Here is a 21544-nt window from a genome sequence, read left to right on the forward strand (position 1 = left end):
ATTCAAAAATCTCCCGACACATTCCTGGGAGGAATGGTTCTGAACGCAACGAAGCTTCGCCACATCATCGCCGTGGACAGGTTCGGCTCGTTCACGCGCGCCGCCCAGCACCTGCGCGTGACCCAGTCGGCGGTGTCGAAGAGCGTATCCGAAGTCGAGCTCGACCTCGGCTACCTGCTGTTCGACCGCTTGGCGCGCGGCGTGTCCACGACGCTGGAGGGGCGGGCCTTCATCGACCGCGCGTCCAGGATCATGTCGGACATGGACCAGCTGATCGCCGATGCGCGGGTCGAGCGGAGCACGCGCGACGCGCTTCTTCGCGTCGTCGTCTGCCCGGCGTCGATCGAGGGCCTCCTCAATCGCGCGGTCGGCTGGTTCGTGACGAACAATCCGAGCTGCCGCCTGCACCTGTTCACCTCGGTCATCGAGGACGGGATCCGCCTGCTGCGGCAGGGCGACGTGGACATCTGCATCGGCGCGGAAGAAAGGCTCTCCGTCGTCGACGAGTTCGACAGCCTGCCTCTCCCGCCGCTTCGCGCCAACCTGTTCTGCCGCAAGGACCATCCGCTGACGAGGCTCACCAAGGTCACGGCCGAGGACCTGTCGCAGTACCCGACCATCCTCCCGGACCAGGGCACCTACATGGAAAAGCTGCCGATCCACAGCGCCGAAGGAAGCCACCGGACACGGAGCGTGCACATCCTGGAGCATTTCACGATGGTCGCGGACATCGTCAGCGCGACGAACATGATCGGGATCGTGGCAGAGGGCTATGCGGTCACGTCCGCATTCGGCCAGCGCTTCCGCGTCATTCGGTTCGATGTAGGACGCGCCATGCCATTCTCGTTCGCCACCCGCACCCGCTGGCCCGAGACCCGTCAGATTGCACAATTTCGCCACGCGCTGGAAAAATTTCCGCTGACCGGCAGGGTCGACCGATAGCGGTCGGCGGTGATCGTCGGACTGGGTCGCATTAGACCACTAGTCGAAACCCCAGCCGCTCACCATCTCTAATCAAGGAGGCATTGTTTCAGCGATCGCCGAACGTGACTCCGCAATGGCTTCCTCGGGAGGCAATTTGCGTTTGCGCTAGGCCACCGGCCGTAGCTGCTCGCGCAGCTCGCAGCTCGCAGCTCGCAGCTCGCAGCTCGCCGTCGTCGGTCACCGGCTCAGACAACGGACGCGTGACCGGGCCGCGCAGATCACGGTACACGTCCGCCGCTCGCTCGTCTCGTGACGCTTAACGAGAACAGCGACCGCTTCGTGCCCGGCGGCGGGCGTTGCCACTTTCGCGAGAGAAGAACCTTCAGCGCAGCCTGGTCGAGCAGCGAGTGCATTAACAGCCGTTTGCGCCGGGCGCTCTCATCCTCGGGTGCCTTCAGTCGCTTCGCGTCGGACACATCCATGCCGCCGAACATGATCTTCCAAGCTGAGGCACGTCGCACTGCTGATCCCATGTCGGCGGCAAAGCTCTGCCGTCTTCGTACCGTCAATATACGTCGATCTTGTCGCCGGCCCCCCGAAGGTAAGGGGATCGGCGAGCTGCGGCCGATTGGCTTTCGCGCCGCTTGCCTTGTCGGTGAACAGCTTCTCGCATCCGACCTTGGTCAGCGCGTCCCTTTGCAGAGCCAGATGCTGATCGGCCGCCGAACACGTGCGTAGCCGATCAGCATCTTTCCCGTAGCTCCATCCCGAGCCGCCAGTTCCAAAAGGTTCTAGCAAAGCGAAGCCGTCCGGGCTCGTTCCGGATCTCGGCTGTCCCGCATGAGGTTCATTAGTGGGAAAGGTGGTGGGCATGATCGACCGAGCTGACCTATGAGGTGAGCGAGCGCGATGGCGGACAGGCCGTCCCCCGGGCAATGGTCGTAACGTTTGGCGATACACCGTCAGCCTTGCAAGCGGCCGGTCATGATCTCCATCGGGTTGCGGCGCTTGTCGTGCAAGTAGGCCGGTCACAAGACTTTTCCCAAGATTCAGGGAGTGATCTCTTGTCTTCGTCCGCATCGCTTAGATTTAGCCGCAGGCTGACCGTAGTGCGGTGCCCCTCGACATAGGTCGCAACGAGATTGCGTCCCGCGACACGGGACCGGGACAAGACCTTCAGCCATTCTGCTCTTGCTGAGGCCGCGCGTGCCTTGCGCGGCGCAGCGTCGGTTCACGTCCGCCGGACGGCGCGCCCCAGCTTTGCCACGGGGGCCGGACCCCCCCCATTTCCGCTGTCCGATGCATCTCTTCCTGTTTACAACTTGCCGCAAGTCGTTGATCCAAATTGTGGGAACGAACCGGGGACGTTGACACGGTTGGTCTTGCTGTTCAGGTGGAAGGGACGGATTGCAAATCCGTGAAGACCGGTTCGATTCCGGTACCCGCCTCCACTTCAGCCCCGCCGCGACGACGGTGCAGGCAGGGAAAGGCCGGGGGAAATCCGCATGATCTATCGCGCAGTGACGCGGGCGGCGGGCCCGCTGGCCGAACTGGCCGGGCCGCTGGCCGGCGCGGACTGGCGCGAGCGGCTGGCGATGGACGACGAGGTGCTGCACCCGCCGGGCGGCGTGTGGCTGCACGGCGCATCGGTGGGGGAACTGACCTCGGCGCGCGGGGTCGCGCGCGCGCTTGGGCGCGACCTGCCGCTGGTCGTGACCGCGAACACCGCCACGGGACGGAACCTCGCGGCCGACTGGTGTCGGGACGGCTGGGCGGCCGAGGCGCGGCTTGCGCCCCTCGACCTGCCGGGCGCGGTCGAGCGGTTCCTGGACCTCTTCGCGCCGTCGGTGATCGTCACGGTGGAAAACGAGATCTGGCCCAACCGCGCCGCCGCCGCCCGCGCGCGCGGGATCGCGCAGGTTGTGGTTGGGGCGCGGATGTCGGCGCGATCGGCCGCGCGCTGGGGGCGGGCGCGGCGGCTGGTCGGGCCGGTGCTGGGGGGCATCGACGCGCTGTCGGCGCAGGACGCGGGCAGCGAGGCGCGGCTGGTCGCGCTGGGGCTGCGGCCGGATGCGCTGATGCCGCCCCTGCAGCTGAAGCTCATCGACCCCGCGGCGACGCCCGCGCCCGATCCGAACGCCGCGCGCGATGCCACTTTCCTTGCGGCGTCGACCCATCCGGGCGAGGACGAGGTGGTGGTTGACGCGTTCCTGCGCGCCCGCCAGGCCGCGCCGGACTTGCGGCTGATCCTCGCGCCGCGCCATCCCCGGCGCGCGGACGAGGTCGCGGCGCTGGTGCGGGCGCGGGGCCTGGCGCTGTCGCGGCGGTCCGGGGGGCAGGACGCGGTCGGTCCGGGCGGCGTGCTGCTGGTGGACGTGCTGGGCGAGATGGCGCGCTGGTATGCCGCCGCGGGCGTCTGCCTGACGGGCGGGTCGCTGGTCGATCACGGCGGGCATACGCCGTGGGAACCGGCGGGCCACGGCTGCGCGATCCTGCACGGCCCCCATGTCGGCAACGCGGCCGACGATTACGCCGCGCTCGATGCGGCCGGGGCGGCGCTGGCGGTCGCGCCGGGCGATCTTGGCGCGGCGGTGGCGCGGCTGGCGGGCGATCCGGGGCGGGCCCGCGACATGGGCGGGCGCGCCCGCGCCCTGCTGCGCGACCGCGCGGGCGATCCGGCGGCGCTGGTCGCCCGGATCCTCGACCTCGCCCATCGGTCCGCGTAAGCGCGCCCGTTAACCGCTCCCCCGCGTCCCGCTTGATCGCGTCCCCTCCGCCCACGATATTCGGACGGTGAAGGAGACCGATCCATGATCCGCTACACGCTCAGCTGCGCCGAAGGGCACGACTTCGACGGCTGGTTCCGTTCGGCCGACGATTTCGACCGGATGCGGGCGGCGGGGCAGGTCGCCTGCGCCGTCTGCGGCGGCACGGGCGTGGACAAGGCGCTGATGGCCCCCTCGGTCGCCGCGCGCGAGGATGCGCCGCTGCGGTCGGCGCCGGCCGACATGACCCCGCTGGAAAAGCTGCGCCGGCATGTCGAGGCCACCTCGGACTATGTGGGCATGAGCTTCGCGGCCGAGGCGCGGGCGATGCATGACGGCGAGAAGCCCGAGCGCGCGATCCATGGCGAGGCGCGCCCGGACGAGGCGCGCAAGCTGCTGGAGGACGGCGTGCCGGTCGCGCCGCTGCCGTTCCGCACCCGCCGCAAGGTCAGCTGAGCGCCCGCGCCCTGCCGCCACCGAAAGCCGCAATGAAAAAGGACCGGCGCAACGGCCGGTCCCCTTGGTCTCCTGCGGGCGTTGCGGATCAGGCGACCAGCGGCCGCGCGTCCTCGGCGTGGCGGGCGGCCAGCGTGCGCGCCTGCCGGCCCGGCGCCACGATCCGCGCGGTCGGGCGGACGTGGTCCGCGTCCGCGAGGTCGGGGAACAGCGCCAGCACCTCGGCCCGGCCCGCGTCGCCCATCATCGACAGCGCCTGCTTGCCCGGATGCAGCGATTCCGTCTCGGCCCCGTTCGAGATCACGACCTGGTGGTCGTCGAACAGGAAGTGGACGTAATCGACCGCCTGAAGGTCGCAGGCGACCTCGAACCCGTCCAGCGCCAGCAGCTGCTTGGCCGCGACCAGCACCTCGTCCGCGCCGAACAGCGTGCGCGCGATGCCCGAACGGACCAGCACCCGGTGCTGCGGCGACACGATCAGGTCGGCGGCAGCCCGTCCGCGCCGTCCAGCATGTCGAGCCGTCCGTCCGCCTGGTCGGCGCGCAGCCACTGCAGCGGGTTGCGGTAGGTCTGGTCGGGATGGGCCGCGTTCCACCGCGCGAGGTTTTCCGCGTTGTAGTAGCCCGACAGGTCGATGCTGTCGCGCTGGTCCGCGTCGTCGCCGGCGTAGAAGTCGGTGACGGTGTTGGTGTCGCGCGCCACGAACACGTCGCGGCCGGCGCCGCCGGTCAGGGTGTTCTGGCCCGCGCCGCCGTCCAGCAGGTCGTCGCCGTCGCCGCCCGCAAGCGTGTCCGCGCCCGCGCCGCCGCCGAGCGTGTCGTTGCCGGCCCCGCCCGCAAGGCTGTCGTTGCCCTCGTCGCCCGCGATCAGGTCATCGCCGAACCCGCCGTCCACGTTGTCGTTCCCGTCGCCGCCGGACAGGGTGTCGGCGCCGCCCAGCGTGTCGCTGCCTGCGGCGTCGTCGCCGTGGATGACGTCGTCGCCGATCCCGCCCAGCACGCTGTCGGCACCCACGCCGCCGGTCACGGTGTCGGCGCCGGCGCCGCCGGTCACGACGTCGTTGCCGGCGCCGGCGTCGATGACGTCCGCGTCGCCCAGGGTCGAGCCCGCGCTGTCGTCGCCCGCGATGCTGTCGTCGCCGTCGTTGCCGAAGATGGTGTCGCGGCCAAGCCCGCCCGTCACGGTGTCGTCGCCGATGCCCGCGACGACCGAATCCTGGCCGTCGCCCGCGTCGATCCGGTCGGCCCCGCCGACCGTGCTGATGCCGTCGATGTCGTCGCCGTAGATAGTGTCGTTGCCGGTCCCGCCGATCAGGCTGTCGCCCGCCGCGCCGCCGACCAGACTGTCGCTGCCCGACCCGCCGTCAAGCGTGTCCGCCGCGCCTTCGGTCAGGGTGCCGTCGAAGTTGTCGCCGTAGATGACGTCGTTGCCGCGCCCGCCGTAAAGCTGGTCGCTGCCGGTCAGCCCCTCAAGCGTGTCGGCCGCGCCGTCGTCCGTGGTCCGGCCGTAGCCGTAGACCGTGTCGTTGCCGCCGCCGCCGCGCACGCTGTCGCGCCCCGCGCCGCCATAGATCAGGTCGTCGCCGAGGCCCGAGCGGATGAAGTCCTCGTTCCCGGTCGCGCCGGGCAGCAGCGCGTCGTTGTTGTCGACCCGGTCGCCGTCGAGATCGCCGGTGTAGTTCTCGTCGATGACGTCGTTGCCGTCGCCGCCGTCGATATAGCCGTCCTGGAACGCGCTGAGATCCTGGCGCGTCATGGTGACGCCCTTGTGGTTCGACACGTAGTCTTCCGACCGGGTCGGGAAGGTGACGCTGGTGATCGGATAGCTGGTGATCGACGTTTCACCCGTGTCCGCGGTGCGGGGCGGCAGGATGAAGGCGTTGCCGTTCACGTCCTGCGCGACGCGGATGGTTCCGGTGATCGTCTGGAAGGTGCCGTCGGGCAGGCGCTGCGTGACCGAGGCGTTCGACACCACGACGATGGCGTCGGGCTTGGCCTTGATGATGTCGTTCCCCAGCCGGTAGGACATCGTTTCGGTCGTGTTGTACTGGTTCAGCGCCAGCGACCCGTCGCCGTTGACGTCGTCCAGCATCAGCCGCGTGCTTTGCGCGAAAAGCGGCGTCCCGTTCGATCCGAACGTCTTGTTGCCCAGCGTCGAAAGCGCGTTTTCCGCCGCGCCGCTCGACGTCGTGGTCGTGTTGGTGGTGCCCTCGACCGGATCCATGTCCGAAAGGCGGCCGATATAAAGGCCGACATAGGTCTTCACTGCCATGCGTCACTCCCTTGGCAACAGTGTCGTCGGTCCGTCCCGCGGCCGGGTCTGGCCGCAGGCGGAGCGTTATCGGTCCGGCCCTTCCGCGCATGGCAGGGCCGGCAGTCTTGGCGAGTCGTCGAGGCCACCGGCGGGACGCGGGGTCCGGCGGTTGCTGCAACGAACAGCGGTTCGATTTTTCAGGTGCCGCTGGCCAGCAACCACCCCTCCGGCCGAAATGGCGGCGGGCGGTTCCCGGTTGCGACGTTACCCGTCAGGGTTGTGGCGGATTAGCATCCCATTCACTTTGAAGCTACATTTACGTGGCGACTGCGGAACTTTTTTGCCGATGCCGTTTCGTGTGTTGCACGCTTGCCCTTGGCGGCCGCCGACGATAGGTCCCTGCCGTTCCTTGTGGCGAACGGACGACCCGCGGGTCGATGGCAGGGGGGCTTTCGTGCCGCTTCTCGTAATGAAATTCGGCGGCACTTCGGTGGCCGACATCGACCGGATCGCGAACGCGGCCCGCAAGGTCCAGCGCGAGGTGGAACGCGGCTACGACGTCATCGCCATCGTCAGCGCCATGTCGGGCAAGACCAACGAGCTGGTGGGCTGGGTCGAGGGCACGTCGCGCCTGTACGACGCGCGCGAATACGACGCCGTGGTCGCATCGGGCGAGAACGTGACGGCGGGGCTGATGGCGCTGAGGCTGCAGGAGCTGGGCGTGCCCGCGCGCAGCTGGCAGGGCTGGCAGGTGCCGATCAACACCACCGCGCAGCACGGCGCGGCGCGGTTCGTGACGATTCCGCGCGACAATATCGACGCGAAGTTCGCCGAAGGGATGAAGGTGGCCGTCGTCGCGGGTTTCCAGGGGATCGCGCCGGACGGGCGCGTGACGACGCTGGGCCGGGGTGGGTCCGACACCACCGCCGTGGCCTTTGCCGCGGCCTTCGGGGCGGAACGCTGCGACATCTATACCGACGTGGACGGCATCTACACGACCGACCCGCGGATCGCGCGCAAGGCGCGCAAGCTGGACAAGATCGCGTTCGAGGAGATGCTGGAACTGGCGTCCCTCGGCGCGAAGGTGCTGCAGACCCGCTCGGTCGAGCTGGCGATGCGCTACAACGTGCGCCTGCGGGTGCTGTCCTCGTTCGAGGATACGGATGAAACCAGCGGCACGCTGGTCTGCGATGAGGACGAGATCATGGAATCCAAGGTCGTATCGGGCGTCGCCTACAGCCGCGACGAGGCCAAGATCACGCTGGTCACGGTCGAGGACCGGCCCGGCATCTCGGCCGCCATCTTCCAGCCGCTGGCGGACGGCGGCGTGAACGTGGACATGATCGTCCAGAACATCTCGGAACGCGACTACGAGAACCATCCCGGCGCGGTCACCGACATGACGTTTTCCTGCCCGATCAACCAGGTCGAGCGGGCCAAGAAGGCGATGGAGGACGCGCGCGCCAGCGGCGCCATCGCCTATGACGAGCTGGTCGTGGACGACGACGTGGCCAAGGTGTCGGTCGTGGGCATCGGGATGCGCTCGCACGCGGGCGTGGCCGCGCGCATGTTCAAGGCACTTGCCGACGAGAACATCAACATCAAGGTGATCGCCACCAGCGAGATCAAGATTTCGGTCCTGATCGACCGCAGATATATGGAACTGGCGGTGCAGGCGCTGCATGATGCCTTCCAGCTTGAAAGGGCCTGATCCCCGGGATCGGCCATAGCCGGCGGCCGGGCCGCGCGGCGGGGGACGGAGAGTTGAGCGGAGACCTGGCCGAAAGCGAATCCCGCAAGCTGCTTCAGCGGCTCAGGGATACGCTTGCCGCGCCGGGGGCGAGCCAGGACCGGCTCGACAACATCACCCACCACATCGCCGATTCGATCGGGGCCGAGGTCTGTTCGGTCTATCTGTTCCGCGATCCGCAGACGCTGGAACTATGCGCGACCGAAGGGCTGCGGCCCGAGGCGGTGCATCAGACCCGGCTGCGGCTGGGCGAGGGGCTGGTGGGCCGCGTGGCCCGCACCGGCCAGCCGATCAACACCGCCGACGCCCCCGCCGAGCCGGGCTTCCGCTTCATGCCCGAGACGGGGGAAGAGGTGTATCCCTCGTTCCTAGGCGTGCCGATCCAGCGCGTGGGCGAGAAGCTGGGCGTTCTGGTCGTGCAGTCGCGCCAGTCCCGCCGCTTCACCGAGGACGAATGCTACGGCATGGAAGTCGTCGCGATGGTGCTGGCCGAGATGGCGGAACTGGGCGCCTTTGCCGGCGGCAGCAACGACGGCGTGACCGCGCGCCACCGCTTTCCGGCCGTGTTCCGGGGCACCAGCGGGCAGGAAGGCGCGGCCGAGGGGCATGTCTGGCTGCACGAACCCCGTGTCGTCGTGACGAACCCGGTCGGCGACGATCCGCAGCGCGAGCGCGCGCGCCTGGCCGAGGGCGTGGCGATGCTGCGGTCCCGCCTTGATGCGCTGCTGGCGGACCTGTCGCTGGGCGGGGGCGATCACGCCGACGTCATGGAAACCTTCCGCATGTTCGCCAACTCGCGCAGCTGGATGCGGCGGATGGAAGAGGACATCGACCTTGGCCTGTCGGCGGAGGCCGCGGTGGAAAAGGAACAGGGGCAGGCCCGCGCGCGGCTGGAACGCGCGACCGACCCCTATCTGCGCGAGCGGCTGCACGATCTCGACGACCTGTCGAACCGGCTGCTGCGGATCCTGACCGGGCAGGGCCGCGACACCGGGGCCGAGATGCCGGAAAACCCGATCCTCGTCGCGCGCAACATCGGCCCGGCCGAACTGCTGGACTATGGCCGCAAGCTGCGCGGGGTGGTCCTGTCCGAAGGCAGCGTCGGCAGCCACGCGGCCATCGTCGCGCGGGCGCTGGCGATCCCGCTGGTCGTCAACGCGGGCCGGATCGCGGTCGAGGCGCTGAACGGCGACGCGATCTTCGTCGACGGCGACACCGGGATCGTCCACCTGCGCCCCGAGGACAGCGTGGCCGCCGCGTTCCGCGACAAGATCGCGATGCAGGCCGAGGCGCAGAAGCGGTACGCCGACCTGCGCGGCCTGCCCGCCGTCGCCACCTGCGGCACCCGGATCGAGCTTTACATGAACGCGGGCCTGATGGCCGACCTGCCGTCGCTCGAAGGGTCGGGGGCCGAAGGCGTGGGCCTGTTCCGCACCGAGTTGCAGTTCCTGACCCGAACCCGCGTGCCCCGGCGCGGCGATCTCGCCACGCTGTACCGCAAGGTGATGGACAACGCGCAGGGCAAGCCCGTCGTGTTCCGCACCCTCGACATCGGGTCCGACAAGGTTCTGCCCTACATGAAGCCGCAGGACGAGCCGAACCCGGCGATGGGGTGGCGCGCGATCCGGCTCGGCCTCGACAAGCGCGGCGTCCTGCGGATGCAGTTGCAGGCGCTTCTGCGCGCGGGCGCGGGCCGGCCGCTTGAGATCATGTTCCCGTTCGTGGCCGAGCCGTCCGAGTTCACGCGCGCCCGCGCGATCCTGGGCGAGCAGCTGGAACGCGAGCGGCAGCTGGGGCACGAGCTGCCGACCAGCATCCGCGTCGGCGCGATGCTGGAAACGCCGTCGATCGCGTTCGCGCCGCGCTCGTTCTTCACGTCCTGCGATTTCCTGTCGATCGGCGGCAACGACCTCAAGCAGTTCTTCTTCGCCGCCGACCGCGAGAACGAGGCGGTGCGCCGCCGCTATGACACGCTGTCGCCCGCGTTCCTGTCGCTTCTCAAGCAGATCGTGGACCGCTGCGACGAAGCGGGCGTGCCGCTCAGCTTCTGCGGCGAGGATGCGGGCCGCCCGATCGAGGCCGCGACCTTTGCCGCGCTGGGGCTGCGCAAGCTGTCGATGCGGCCCGCGTCGATCGGGCCGGTCAAGCATCTGTTCCGCCGCATCGACCTGTCGGAACTGTCGCGGGTGGTGGCAGGCGGCATGGAAAGCGACGCCGAAACGCTGCGCCCCGCGATCACCGACTGGCTGGCGCGGAACGGCTGACGGAACGGCTGACGCGGCGGTTGATGGGGCGGCAGCCGCGCGCGGCTCAGCGTGCCGCGGCGATGGCAAGGCCGTCGGCGACCGCCGTGAACACCTCGGAAAACGAATGGCGGGCGGCCGGGAACTCGGCCCGCATGGCGGCCGACACCATCGCCATCAGGCTGGACCCGCCGACATAGATCACTTGCCCGACCTCGCGCGCGTCAACCCCGGCCATCCGCAGCGTCTCGCGCGCGCCCTGCGCCAGCGCGTCGGCGTGGCGCGCAAGGCTTTCGGACACGGCGTCGGCGCTCAGGGGCGCCGACAGGCCGGGCTCGACCAGGTCCAGCCGGATCGCGGCGCCGTCCTCGCCCCCGTTCGCGGCGATCTTGCCTCGCTCGACCGCAAAGGCCACGTCATGGGCCAGCTCGTCGTCCAGCACCCGGGCCAGCCGCGACAGCTTCGCGGGCTCTTCGGCCAGCCGCACCATCTCGGCCGTCATGCGGCGGTTCTGGGGGGTGTAAGCGAAGGGGATCTTTTCCCACGTCGCCAGGTCGTTGAAGATCGCGTTCGGGGTGGGCGAGGTGCCCGGCCCCATCGCCTTGCGAAGCTCGGTCCCCCTGCCCAGCAGCGGCATCACCCGGTCGATGCTGATCGCGCGGTCGAAGTCGGTGCCGCCGATGCGGACGCCGTGGTTGGCGAGGATGTCGACCCCGCCCAGTCCGGCCGTGCCCTGAGCCGTGCCCCCGCCCGCGCGAAACAGCGAGAAGTCCGAGGTGCCGCCGCCCACGTCCACGATCAGCCCGACCGATCCGTCGGCGTCCAGCGCGCCGCTGGCGATCGCGGCGGCCTCGGGCTCGGCCATGAACTCGACCTCGCGGAAGCCCGCGGCGAGATAGCAGCGGCGCAGATCGTCCAGCGCCTGCCCCTCGCGCGGGTCGTCCGCGCCGTGAAACACCACCGGCCGCCCCGACAGCGCGCGGTCGAAGGTCAGGCCCGTTTCCGACTCGGCCCGCGTTTTCATGTGCGACAGGAAGCGGGCGATGATGTCCACGAACGTCACGCGCTCGTTCAGGATCTGGCGGCGTTCGTGCATGAGCGATGTGCCCAGCACCCGCTTCAGCGCCCGCATGAACCGCCCCTCGACCCCGTCCAGAAGCGCGCGGTTCGCCGCCTCGCCGATCAGCGTGCGCCGGGTCTCATAGTCGAAGAAGAAGGTGGTGGGCAGCGTGGACTGTCCCTGACCCATGCGGATCAGGCGCGGTTTGCCGTCCAGAAACCCCGCCGCCGAGTTCGAGGTGCCGAAGTCGATCCCGAGCGCGGGGGTGCGGGGGGACATGGGACGGCTCCGGCAGGTCGAAGGGCGGGAAGGGCGGGGCAGGGCTGGGCAGGGCAGGCTGGGACGAAAAAGGGCCACGGCAGCGATGCCTGGCCCTTGCGGCGGTGTCGGTCTATGCCTGCGCGCGGCGCGCCCGAAGGCGGCTGGCAGGAGATTGGCAAGGCAAGTGGCGGACCCAGAGCGATTCGAACGCCCGACCCCCAGATTCGTAGTCTGGTGCTCTATCCAGCTGAGCTATGGGTCCGTCGTGAGGGCGGTTCCTACGGCCGGGCGGCGGGGGATGCAAGCGGAAACTTCGCTCGGGCGGCGCGGTTTCGGGGTCAGCCCGCGCCGTGCGGGTCGCGGGGCAGGTGAACGCAGAACTCGGTCCCGTCCTCGCCGGTCCGCACCAGCTCCAGCCCGCCGCCGTGTCCGCGCATCAGGTCGGCGGCGATCGCAAGGCCAAGCCCGGTGCCGCCCTTGCGGATGCCGCCGGTGAAGGGCTGGAACAGGTTCGCGAGCGCCCTTTCCGGCAGGCCCGGCCCGGTGTCGCCCACGCGCAGCCACCAGCCGGTCTCGTTCTCGCCCGCGCCGATCTCGATCGTGCCCGCGCGGCGCGTGGCCTCGATCGCCTGGCGGGCGTTGCGGACGAGGTTGGTCAGCACCCGGTAAAGCTGCTCGCGGTCGGCGCGGATCGTCAGGCCCGCGGGCACGTCGGTCAGGAATTCGACCGGCTCGAGCTTCTCGCGCGCCTGATCGCGGCTTTCGGCGGCAAGGCGCTCGGCCTCGATCACGTCGGCGACGAGCGTGGACAGGTTGAACAGCGACAGCTGCGGGGGCGCCTCCTCGGCCTTGCCGAAGGCCAGCGTCGTCTCGCAAAGGTTCACCGCGCGCGAGATCGACCCCACCAGCTTCGGCGCGGTGCGGCGCACGCCGGGGTCGGCGCTGCCTTCCAGCCGGTCGGCGAGGATCTGGCTGGTGGACAGGACGTTGCGCAGGTCGTGGCTGATCTTGGCGACCGCCTGCCCCAGCTGCGCCAGCCGCTCGCGCTGCTTCAGGGAAGACGTGACCGTCCGCTGCATGGCGGCAAGCGCGGTCTCGGCGGCGCGGACCTCGGCCATGCTGGCCGACGGCTCGATGATGCGGCGGGCGTCGTCGGGCGCGTTGGCATAGGCGATCATGTGCCCGATCACGCGCCGGATCGGCTGGACGATCAGCCGCTGCGCGGCAAGGTTCAGCACCAGCGCCGTGAGGATCGAGAACGCCGCCGACACGGTCAGAAGGCGGATCCCGAACTCGATCATGTCGGCGCGCAGGGGGGCGCTGTCCATCGTGATCTCGATCAGCTGGCCCGCCTGGCGGACCGGCGCGCCGATCACGCGGATGATCTGGTTCTGGGGCCGCACCAGCAACCGCAGCGCGTCGCCCGTCAGCGCAAGAAAGCCCGGGTCGCGCAGGTCGTAGGTGGCGGCGATGGGCGCAGGCAGCGGCGAGGACAGCACCAGCCTGCGGATATCGTCGCGGCGCAGGACGACGTTATAGACGCCCGCCGTTTCCAGCAGTTCCGATTCGAGGTCCGAGGCGAGCGACTCGTCGGTGGCCAGCAGCGCGAGGCTGGCGATCTGGGCCCGTTCCAGCCGGCTGTCGAGATAGCCGCGGCGGTGGTTGCTGAGCGATGGGATCAGGATCGCGGCCTCGGCCAGCACCACGAACAGGATCGTGAGTGCTGCGAACCGACCTGATAGCGTGTTGAAGTTCATCTGCTCCCGATGCCGCGCACCCGTTTCCGCCCGGCTTGCATGACGCCGCCGACAGGGGCAACCCGTGGCGATCAAACAACCGTGATCGGCGCGGGGTTCCCGATCGCCTGCCCGGAAGGCGAGTTCGGGGGCTGGTGGGCCTGCCGATCACGGGCTTCGCGCGAATGGGCGCGCGAATGGGCGGTTGACTCGTCCCGTCGGCACTTCTATCAGGCGGGCTTCGCATCACCTGCGCGCGCCGCGGGCCGTCCGGCCGTCGAACGCGCACACCCGACCTTCGGAGTGAAGACAATGAAACGCACCTTCCAGCCGTCGAACCTCGTTCGCGCGCGCCGCCACGGTTTCCGTGCCCGCATGGCGACCAAAGGCGGCCGCCGGGTTCTGAACGCGCGCCGCGCCAAGGGCCGCAAGGTCCTGTCGGCCTGATCGCGTGCGGGGCGAGCGTGGACAGGGCGGCGGCACAGCCTGCGCCTGACCCCGCGGTCCCGGCCACGGGCGACGCCGCCGATCCGGCGGGTGTCGCCGTGCCCCGGACGCCCCATATCGATAAGCCGCGAACCGAAAAGCCCCGCATCGACAAGCCCCGCATCGAGCGACTGCGCCAGCGCGCCGATTTTCTCAGGGCTGCCTCGGCCCGCCGTCAGGGAACGGCGGGCTTTCTGCTGCAGGCGCGTCAGCGGCCTGACGGCGGTGCGGATGGGGCGTGCGGGCCGGATGCGGCCCCCGCCGGCGCGATGCGCGTGGGATTCACCTGTTCCAAGAAGATCGGCAACGCCGTCGCGCGCAACCGCGCCAAGCGGCGTCTGCGCGCGCTCGCGGCCGAGATCATGCCCTTGGGCGGTCGGCCGGGCTGGGACTATGTGCTGGTCGGGCGCCCCGACGCGACCATCGACCGCGCCTTCGCCGACCTGCGGTCCGACCTAGTATCCGCGCTCGACCGGATCCATTCGCAACCCGAGGGGCAGGGGGGCCGCCCGCCCCGGCCTCACAAGAACCAGCCGAAGAACCAGCCCAAGAACCTGCCAAAGACGGGGGCCGGCGCGTGACCCCGCTAGCCCATGTCGTGGCCTTGCCGGTGCGGGCGTATCGGCTGGTCCTCAGCCCGTGGATCGGCCATGCCTGCCGCTTCCAGCCGACCTGCTCGGCCTATGCGCTCGAGGCGCTGGACCGGCACGGCGCGGCGCGCGGCGGCTGGCTGACCGCGCGCCGGATCGCCCGGTGCCACCCGTGGGGCGGGCAGGGCTACGATCCGGTGCCGCAAGGCGGTCGGGTCAAAGATGACGAGGACAGGACATGACCGACCGCGATCCCCGGCCCGATGCGCCGCGCAAGGCCCGCAAGCCCGCACCCAAACCCGCCGGAAAGCCCCGCAACCTGCTGCTGGGGCTGTCGCTCATCATCGTGGCGGCGATGGTGGTGCTGGCGCTCACCAGCTTCATCGTGTCGCGGTTCTCGGCATGAACGCGCATACGGACACGCAGGACGACGCGGCCGACCTGCCCGACGCGGGCGACGACATCCACCCGCTGTTCCGGGGCGCCCCGGCCTCGACAGAGTTCCGCAAGCTCAGGAAGCGGCTGGTGCGCGAGGTGCGTTCGGCCATCGACAGCTATTCCATGGTGACGCCCGGCGACCGCTGGCTGGTCTGCCTGTCGGGCGGCAAGGACAGCTACACGCTGCTGGCCGTGCTGCATGAACTGCAATGGCGCGGCCTTCTGCCGGTGGACCTGCTTGCCTGCAACCTCGACCAGGGCCAGCCCGGCTTTCCGGCGACGGTGCTGCCCGAGTTCCTCAAGGATCGCGGCGTCGCGCACCGGATCGAGTATCAGGACACCTATTCCGTCGTCGTGGACAAGATCGCGCCGGGCGGGACCATGTGCTCGCTGTGTTCGCGCCTGCGCCGCGGCAACCTGTACCGCGTCGCCCGCGAAGAGGGGTGTTCGGCCGTCGTCCTTGGCCATCACCGCGACGACATGCTGGAAACCTTTTTCATGAACCTGTTCCACGGCGGGCGGCTGGCGACGATGCCGCCGAAGCTGTTGAACGAGGATGGCGACCTGAACGTGCTGCGTCCGCTGGCCTTCGTGGCCGAGGCGGATTGCGACCGCTTCGCCCGCGCGATGAACTACCCGATCATTCCCTGCGACCTGTGCGGCAGCCAGGAAGGGTTGCAGCGCGTGCAGGTCAAGCGCCTGCTGGACGAATGGGAAGCGCGCAGCCCCGGCCGCCGGCAGGTCATGTTCCGCGCCCTGATGAACGTGCGCCCGTCGCACCTGCTCGACCCGGCGCTGTTTGACTTTGCCGACCTGATGCCGAAGGCCGCCGCTTCCCCGCCGGGCGCGCCGGACGCGCAGGGCGGCGCGCCCGTGCCGATGCTGGCCGCGGGCGATGCCGACTGACCCCGGGAAAGCTTTCCATCCCGGGCTTTCCCCTTGACCTTGAGCCGTCGCTTCGATTGAAGCGGCGCGGTGTGACGCAAGGCCGGTGACCCGATGGACGACAACAACCGCAACCTGATCCTGGCGATGGTGCTTTCGGCGCTCGTCACGGTCGGATGGTATGCCTTCTTCGCCCCGCCCGAGCCGACCGTTGATCCCGCGGCCGTGCCCACCGCTACCACGGCACCGGCGACCGCTACCGCGCCCGCCCCCGGAACCGCCGCCCCGGCCCCCGGCGCGGTGCAGGCCGATACCGGCGCCGCCGACCCGTCCCGGGACGCGGCGCGGCTGACGATTCAATCCCCGGCCCTGCGCGGCACGATCTCGCTTGCCGGCGGGCGCATCGACGACCTGCTGCTGACCGGCTACCGCGAGACGCTGGACCCGGCCTCGCCCTTTGTTCGGCTGCTCTCGCCCACCGCGCAACCGCGCGTGACCGAGGAAGGGACCCCCGCCGCGCCCGCGACCGAGGCCGAGGTGGTGATCCAGAAACCCTACTACGCGGTCTATGGCTGGACCCCCGGCCCGGGCGTGGACCCGGCGCTGGTCCCGAACCCCGCGACCGTGTGGACGGCCGAGTCCGGGCAGACGCTCGCCCCCGGCCAGCCGGTGACGCTAGCGTGGAACAACGGCGCGGGCCAGATATTCCGCCGCACGTTCGAGCTGGACGACAAGTACCTGTTCACCGTCACCCAGACGCTGGAAAACACCGCCGCCACGCCGTTCGCCGCCGCGCCCTACGGGATCATCGCGCGCCACGGCCGCCCCGACACGCAGAACTACTTCGTCCTGCACGAGGGCGCGGTCGGCATGCTCGACGGCGAGCTGCTCGAGGAAAAGTACAAGAACATCGCCGATCTCGACCCGGTCGCGGGCGAGGGGCAGGCCGACGTGCGCCAGGTCACGGGCAACGGCTGGATCGGCTTTACCGACAAGTACTGGATGACGACGCTTGCGCCTGCGCCGGGCCAGCCCTTCACGGCCGTGGTGAAATACGCGCCCGGCGCCGACATCTACCAGACCGAGGCGCGGATGCCGCTGCAGACGGTGGCGGCGGGCGCGACCGCGACCACCTCGTCCTACCTGTTCGCGGGCGCCAAGACCTACGAGGTCCTGCACGCCTATCAGGAGGATCGGGGGATCGAGCGGTTCGTGGACGCGATCGACTGGGGCTGGTTCTATTTCTTCACCAAGCCGATCTTCCACATCCTGCACTGGCTGCACGGCATCATCGGCAACATGGGCTGGGCGATCATCGCGCTGACCTTCGTGCTGAAGATGCTGGTGTTCCCGCTGGCGCGGAAATCCTATGTTTCGATGGCCCGGATGCGCGAGATGCAGCCGCAGATGGAGGCGATCAAGGAACGCACCGGCGACGACCGGGTGAAGTACCAGCAAGAGGTGATGGCGCTTTACAAGCGGGAAAAGGTGAACCCCGCCGCGGGCTGCCTGCCGATGCTGATCCAGATCCCGATCTTCTTCTCTCTCTACAAGGTGATCTTCGTCACGATCGAGCTGCGGCACGCGCCGTGGTTCGGCTGGATCCGCGACCTGTCCGCGCCCGACCCGTCCAGCCTTCTCAACCTGTTCTGGCTGCTGTCCTATGCGCCGCCCGCGCAGGGCACGCTGCTGCATTCGCTGTCGCTGCCGGCTCTGGCGATCGTGCTGGGGATCTCGATGTGGGTGCAGCAAAAGCTGAACCCCGCGCCCGCCGATCCGGCGCAGAAGATGATCTTCGCGTGGATGCCGTGGCTGTTCATGTTCATGCTGGGCGGCTTCGCGTCGGGGCTGGTGCTGTACTGGATCGCCAACAACACGATCACGATCATCCAGCAGTACACGATCATGTCGATGCACGGGCATCCGCCGCAGCTGTTCGGCAACATCCGCGACAGCCTGCCGAAGCGGCGCAAGGGATGACCCCCGCCGCATCGGAACCGCAGGAAGGGGTGGGCCGGCTGGCTCACCTTTTCCGTTTTCCGGTCAAGTCGATCGGCGGCGAGGCGCTGGCAGAGGCTCCGCTTGAACCCGCGCGCCCGCTGCCGGGCGACCGCCGCTTCGGGGTGCTGCACGCCGATGCGCTGCGGCACCTGACGAACGGCGCGCTGGACCGCTGGCTGCCGAAGTCCGCGTTCCTGCGCGGCGCGGCGGCCGCGCCGCTGCAGGCCGTACGCGGCGGCTGGGACGGGGCGGACCTGGTCCTGACCCATCCCGAACGGGGCGAGCTGCGGTTCGATCCGGCGGGCGACGACGCCCCGCTGATCGCGTGGCTGGAACCGCTGTGGGCCGCGTCGGGCAAGTCCCCCGCCGCGCGGCTGGTCGAAGGGCCGCAGGCGCTGAGCGACGTGAACAAGCCGTGGGTGTCGATCCTGTCGCTGTCGTCGCTGGCGCTGGTCGAGGATCGGCTGGGCCGCCCCCTGGGCGTCGATCGCTGGCGCGGCAATCTGTGGGTCGAGGGCTGGGCGCCCCTGGCCGAGCGCGACCTGATCGGCGCCACGATCCGCATCGGCGACGCCGAGCTGTCGGTCCTGGAACCCATCGGCCGCTGCGCCGCGACCAGCGCCGACACCGGCACCGGCTGCCTTGACGGCGACACCCCGGCGGAACTGGAAGCCGCCTTCGGCCATCAGGATTTCGGCGTCTATGCCGAGGTCCGCACCCCCGGCACGATCCGTCCGGGCGACGCCGTGGTGGTCCTGTGAAGGTCGCCTTCCCCGCCGCCCCCGAGCCCGAGGCGGACGCCGCCGAGGCCGCGCGGCTGCTGTTCGCGGGGCCGGTCGATTTCGTCAAGGGCGTGGTCGCGATGGACGGGATGCCCGCCGCCGACCGCCCCGAGGTCTGCTTCGCCGGCCGCTCGAATGTCGGCAAGTCCAGCCTCATCAACGCGCTGACCGGCCGCAAGGGCATCGCCCGCGCCTCGAACACGCCCGGCCGCACTCAGGAGATCAACTATTTCGCCCTGGGCGAGCGCGGCTATCTGGTGGACCTGCCGGGCTACGGCTACGCGCAGGCGCCGCTGCCGGTCGTGAAGAAGTGGCAGGCGCTGCTGAAAGCCTATCTCGCCGGGCGACCGACGCTGCGCCGCGCCTTCGCGCTGATCGACGCGCGTCACGGGGTGAAGCCCGTGGACCACGAGATCATGACGCTGCTCGACCGCTCGGCCGTGCCGTTCCAGGTCGTCGTCACCAAGGCCGACAAGGTCGGCACGCAGGTGCTGGCGCAGACGCTGGAACAGATCGAGGCAGAGCTGCAAAAGCACCCCGCCGCGTTCCCGGAACTGGTCGTGACCTCGTCCGAAAAGGGGCAGGGGATCGCGACGCTGCGCGCCATCATCGACGGGCTTTGCTGAAGGGTGGACGTCGGCCGCCCCGCGCCCTAGCCTTCGCCGACCCTGGGGAACGCCGGATGAGACAGCAGAACATGAACCGTGATTTCGCCACCACCGCCGACACCCTGTCCGAGGCGCTGCCCTACATGCAGCGCTATGCCGGCGCGGTCGTGGTGGTGAAGTTCGGCGGCAACGCGATGGGCGACGACGAGGCGATGGCCGATTTCGCGCGCGACATCGTGCTGATGAAGCAGGTAGGCATCCACCCGGTCGTGGTCCACGGCGGCGGGCCGATGATCAACGACCTGCTGGGCAAGCTCGGCATCGAAAGCCGCTTCGTGCGCGGCAAGCGCGTGACCACCAAGGAAGCGGTGCAGGTGGTCGAGATGGTCCTGTCGGGCCTCGTCAACAAGCGCATCGTGCAGGCGATCAACGACGCGGGCGGGCGCGCGATCGGGATCTCCGGCAAGGACGACGACATGATGGTGTGCGAGGCGGACGACCCGGAACTGGGCTTCGTCGGCCGCCCGATCGAGATGAACATCCAGATCATCCGCGACCTTTACCTCGCGGGTCTGATCCCGGTGATCGCCCCGGTCGCGACCGGCATGGCCGACAACGAGACGTTCAACGTCAACGGCGACACCGCCGCGGGCGCGATCGCGGGCGCGCTGCAGGCCGACCGGCTGCTGCTGCTGACCGATGTCGCGGGCGTCAAGGACGCCTCGGGCGAGGTGGTGACGCAGATGAACCCCGAGCAGATGCAGGCCATGATCGCCGACGGGACGATCGCCGGCGGCATGATCCCCAAGACGGAAACCGCGCTTCAGGCGCTGGCCGAGGGCGTGCGCGCCGTCGTCATCCTGGACGGGCGGGTGCCCCACGCCTCGCTGCTGGAGCTGTTCACCGAACAGGGCGCGGGCAGCCTGATCCGCTCGACCGAGCCGCGGGTCAAGCCGCACGGCCTGCGGCAGGGCGACAGCGGGCTGTAGGGCCGCCCGGGTTTTCCGCCGTTCCGGCCTCGGCGGGCTTTCGCCGCCCGCGCTTCGGCACATCGTAACAAGTCTGACATGAACCGCTTGCGGCTTTCCGGGCCGGGTGGCAGGCTTCCGTTCGAAATGGACGAAGGGAACTGGGACCACATGACCGCGACCGGAATCCGCCGACTTATCCTGACCCGCCACGCCAAGTCCGCGTGGGACGACCCGTCGATGGAGGATCACGACCGCCCCCTGAACGACCGCGGCCGGAAGTCGGCGCGGGCGCTTGGCGACTGGCTCGCGAGCCGCGGCTACGACCCCGAGGAGGTGCTGTGTTCCACCTCGCGCCGGACGGTCGAGACGTGGGAACGGGTCGCGGCGGCGGTGTTCGAGACGCGGCCCGCGCTCAGGCTCGAGGACGGGCTGTACCACGCCGAACCCGACGCGATGCTGGACGTGCTGCGATCGGCCACGATGAACACGGTCATGGTGATCGGCCACAATCCGGGGATCGCGGCGTTCGCGGCGATGCTGCCCGAACGCGCGCCGCTGGACCCCGATTTCCGGCGCTTCCCGACCGCCGCGACGCTGGTGGTGGATTTCCCGGCCGACAGCTGGGGCGACGTGCGCCCCGAAAGCGGCGATGTGCGCGACTTCGTGCGGATGGACGGGCGGCAGTAACGCGCGCCTGCGTCAGGTCAGGCGGCCGAGGCGTCGTCCACGACCGACAGGATCCCCGGAACGGCGGGGCAGGGCAGCAGCGCGTTCCGCGCCACGTCGGCCAGCGTCGCGTTGTGCAGGAACACATAGACATGCGCCGACAGGCTTTCCCACAGCCGGTCCGACAGCACCTGCGCCAGGCTGCCGCTTTGCCCGCCCGACGCGCCCGCGCCGACATGCAGCGCGCTGACGGTCTCATCGACCGCGCCCAGCACCTCGGCCACGCGGATCGTTTCGGGCGCGCGCGCCAGCCGGTAGCCGCCGCCGGGGCCGCGCACCGATTTCACCAGCCCGGCCCGGCGCAGCCGCACGAACAGCTGTTCCAGGTAGGGCAGCGACACGTCCTGCCGCTTCGAGATGTCGGCCAGCGTCGTCAGCCCGTCCCCCGCCGTGGCAAGATCCACCAGCGCGACCATCGCATAGCGCCCCTTGGTCGAAAGCTTCATGGCATCTTCTCCCTGCATGCGGCGGGCCCGGCGCGGGCGGTTTCGCTGCCGCGTCGCCCGCCCGTTGCAATTGACGGGACCGCGCGCTGTGCGCTAAGCCCGCATGTGCTGCCGGAAAACGGCGTCCGCGCGCGTGGCTGCGCGCTCGCGTCCGGTGGTAAGG

General features: G+C 69.8%; 22 protein-coding genes and 2 tRNA genes. 16 read left to right on the forward strand and 8 right to left on the reverse strand.

Annotated features, from left to right (window positions below):
• Positions 1-33 precede the first annotated feature (33 nt).
• Positions 34-942: a LysR family transcriptional regulator gene (locus FNF32_RS11310; RefSeq protein WP_131673673.1), complete on the forward strand. Its 909-nt coding sequence runs from the start codon at positions 34-36 to the stop codon at positions 940-942.
• Between the two features lie 260 nt (positions 943-1202).
• Here the strand turns inward: FNF32_RS11310 and FNF32_RS15460 are convergent, their stop codons facing one another.
• Together FNF32_RS15460 and FNF32_RS15855 are read right to left on the reverse strand one after the other, a co-directional pair.
• A complete protein-coding gene (locus tag FNF32_RS15460) occupies positions 1203-1418 on the reverse strand; it encodes a hypothetical protein (RefSeq protein WP_221930714.1) in 216 nt (71 codons plus the stop codon).
• On the reverse strand, positions 1363-2004 hold the full coding sequence (locus FNF32_RS15855) for a recombinase family protein (protein ID WP_425467904.1): 642 nt from the start codon (positions 2002-2004) through the stop codon (positions 1363-1365). The genes FNF32_RS15460 and FNF32_RS15855 overlap by 56 nt, the downstream gene beginning before the upstream one ends.
• 294 nt (positions 2005-2298) lie before the next feature.
• Between FNF32_RS15855 and FNF32_RS11320 the strand changes: the two genes are divergently transcribed.
• From FNF32_RS11320 to FNF32_RS11330, 3 genes are all read left to right on the forward strand, one after another.
• Positions 2299-2375 (forward strand) — tRNA-Cys (locus FNF32_RS11320).
• 54 nt (positions 2376-2429) lie between these two features.
• Positions 2430-3650, forward strand: a complete 1221-nt coding sequence (locus FNF32_RS11325; RefSeq protein WP_143796637.1) for a 3-deoxy-D-manno-octulosonic acid transferase — start codon at positions 2430-2432, stop codon at positions 3648-3650.
• A gap of 84 nt (positions 3651-3734) precedes the next feature.
• Entirely contained in the window at positions 3735-4145 is a 411-nt protein-coding gene (locus FNF32_RS11330) for a DUF1178 family protein (protein ID WP_131674688.1), read from the forward strand.
• Between the two features lie 88 nt (positions 4146-4233).
• On the opposite strand, the gene FNF32_RS11335 is transcribed toward FNF32_RS11330, so the two are convergent.
• Entirely contained in the window at positions 4234-4620 is a 387-nt protein-coding gene (locus FNF32_RS11335; RefSeq protein ID WP_221930709.1) for a Hint domain-containing protein, read from the reverse strand.
• Positions 4621-4622: 2 nt separating this feature from the next.
• A complete protein-coding gene (locus FNF32_RS11340) occupies positions 4623-6416 on the reverse strand; it encodes a calcium-binding protein (protein WP_131674686.1) in 1794 nt (597 codons plus the stop codon).
• 436 nt (positions 6417-6852) lie between these two features.
• Between FNF32_RS11340 and FNF32_RS11345 the strand changes: the two genes are divergently transcribed.
• Entirely contained in the window at positions 6853-8109 is a 1257-nt protein-coding gene (locus FNF32_RS11345) for an aspartate kinase (RefSeq protein ID WP_131674685.1), read from the forward strand.
• 53 nt (positions 8110-8162) lie between these two features.
• Positions 8163-10412: a phosphoenolpyruvate--protein phosphotransferase gene (gene ptsP / locus FNF32_RS11350; protein WP_143796638.1), complete on the forward strand. Its 2250-nt coding sequence runs from the start codon at positions 8163-8165 to the stop codon at positions 10410-10412.
• A 46-nt stretch (positions 10413-10458) separates the two neighbouring features.
• Here ptsP and FNF32_RS11355 read toward each other — a convergent pair whose 3' ends face one another.
• From FNF32_RS11355 to FNF32_RS11365, 3 genes are all read right to left on the reverse strand, one after another.
• A complete protein-coding gene (locus tag FNF32_RS11355) occupies positions 10459-11730 on the reverse strand; it encodes an Hsp70 family protein (protein ID WP_143796639.1) in 1272 nt (423 codons plus the stop codon).
• 167 nt (positions 11731-11897) lie between these two features.
• A tRNA-Arg gene (locus FNF32_RS11360) sits at positions 11898-11974 on the reverse strand.
• Positions 11975-12050: 76 nt separating this feature from the next.
• The gene (locus FNF32_RS11365; protein WP_143796640.1) at positions 12051-13469 is read right to left on the reverse strand and encodes a sensor histidine kinase; all 1419 of its coding nucleotides are present in this window, start codon (positions 13467-13469) and stop codon (positions 12051-12053) included.
• A gap of 291 nt (positions 13470-13760) precedes the next feature.
• Between FNF32_RS11365 and rpmH the strand changes: the two genes are divergently transcribed.
• The 10 genes from rpmH to FNF32_RS11410 all read left to right on the forward strand — a co-directional run bounded on the left by rpmH (position 13761) and on the right by FNF32_RS11410 (position 20896).
• Entirely contained in the window at positions 13761-13895 is a 135-nt protein-coding gene (gene rpmH / locus FNF32_RS11370; RefSeq protein WP_073061402.1) for a 50S ribosomal protein L34, read from the forward strand.
• Positions 13896-14011: 116 nt separating this feature from the next.
• Positions 14012-14515, forward strand: coding sequence for a ribonuclease P protein component (rnpA, locus tag FNF32_RS11375; protein ID WP_246087802.1), 504 nt, complete (start codon positions 14012-14014; stop codon positions 14513-14515).
• The gene (gene yidD, locus FNF32_RS11380) at positions 14512-14766 is read left to right on the forward strand and encodes a membrane protein insertion efficiency factor YidD (RefSeq protein WP_131674681.1); all 255 of its coding nucleotides are present in this window, start codon (positions 14512-14514) and stop codon (positions 14764-14766) included. Before rnpA ends, yidD begins: the two co-directional genes overlap by 4 nt.
• Positions 14763-14930 (forward strand): hypothetical protein, encoded by a 168-nt coding sequence (locus FNF32_RS15335; RefSeq protein WP_185961943.1) that lies wholly within the window; start codon positions 14763-14765, stop codon positions 14928-14930. The genes yidD and FNF32_RS15335 overlap by 4 nt, the downstream gene beginning before the upstream one ends.
• Complete coding sequence (gene ttcA / locus FNF32_RS11385; RefSeq protein WP_425467905.1) at positions 14927-15868, forward strand: tRNA 2-thiocytidine(32) synthetase TtcA; 942 nt, start codon at positions 14927-14929, stop codon at positions 15866-15868. Before FNF32_RS15335 ends, ttcA begins: the two co-directional genes overlap by 4 nt.
• A gap of 93 nt (positions 15869-15961) precedes the next feature.
• Complete coding sequence (gene yidC, locus FNF32_RS11390; protein WP_131674680.1) at positions 15962-17827, forward strand: membrane protein insertase YidC; 1866 nt, start codon at positions 15962-15964, stop codon at positions 17825-17827.
• Complete coding sequence (locus tag FNF32_RS11395) at positions 17824-18609, forward strand: MOSC domain-containing protein (RefSeq protein WP_131674679.1); 786 nt, start codon at positions 17824-17826, stop codon at positions 18607-18609. The genes yidC and FNF32_RS11395 overlap by 4 nt, the downstream gene beginning before the upstream one ends.
• Positions 18606-19256, forward strand: a complete 651-nt coding sequence (gene yihA, locus FNF32_RS11400; protein WP_131674678.1) for a ribosome biogenesis GTP-binding protein YihA/YsxC — start codon at positions 18606-18608, stop codon at positions 19254-19256. The genes FNF32_RS11395 and yihA overlap by 4 nt, the downstream gene beginning before the upstream one ends.
• 71 nt (positions 19257-19327) lie before the next feature.
• Positions 19328-20227, forward strand: a complete 900-nt coding sequence (gene argB / locus FNF32_RS11405) for an acetylglutamate kinase (RefSeq protein ID WP_131674691.1) — start codon at positions 19328-19330, stop codon at positions 20225-20227.
• Between the two features lie 150 nt (positions 20228-20377).
• Entirely contained in the window at positions 20378-20896 is a 519-nt protein-coding gene (locus FNF32_RS11410) for a SixA phosphatase family protein (RefSeq protein ID WP_131674690.1), read from the forward strand.
• A gap of 17 nt (positions 20897-20913) precedes the next feature.
• On the opposite strand, the gene FNF32_RS11415 is transcribed toward FNF32_RS11410, so the two are convergent.
• Positions 20914-21381 (reverse strand): Rrf2 family transcriptional regulator, encoded by a 468-nt coding sequence (locus tag FNF32_RS11415; protein WP_143796641.1) that lies wholly within the window; start codon positions 21379-21381, stop codon positions 20914-20916.
• Positions 21382-21544 lie beyond the last annotated feature (163 nt).

Source organism: Paracoccus marinus (genome assembly GCF_007018965.1).
Lineage (GTDB): Bacteria > Pseudomonadota > Alphaproteobacteria > Rhodobacterales > Rhodobacteraceae > Paracoccus > Paracoccus marinus.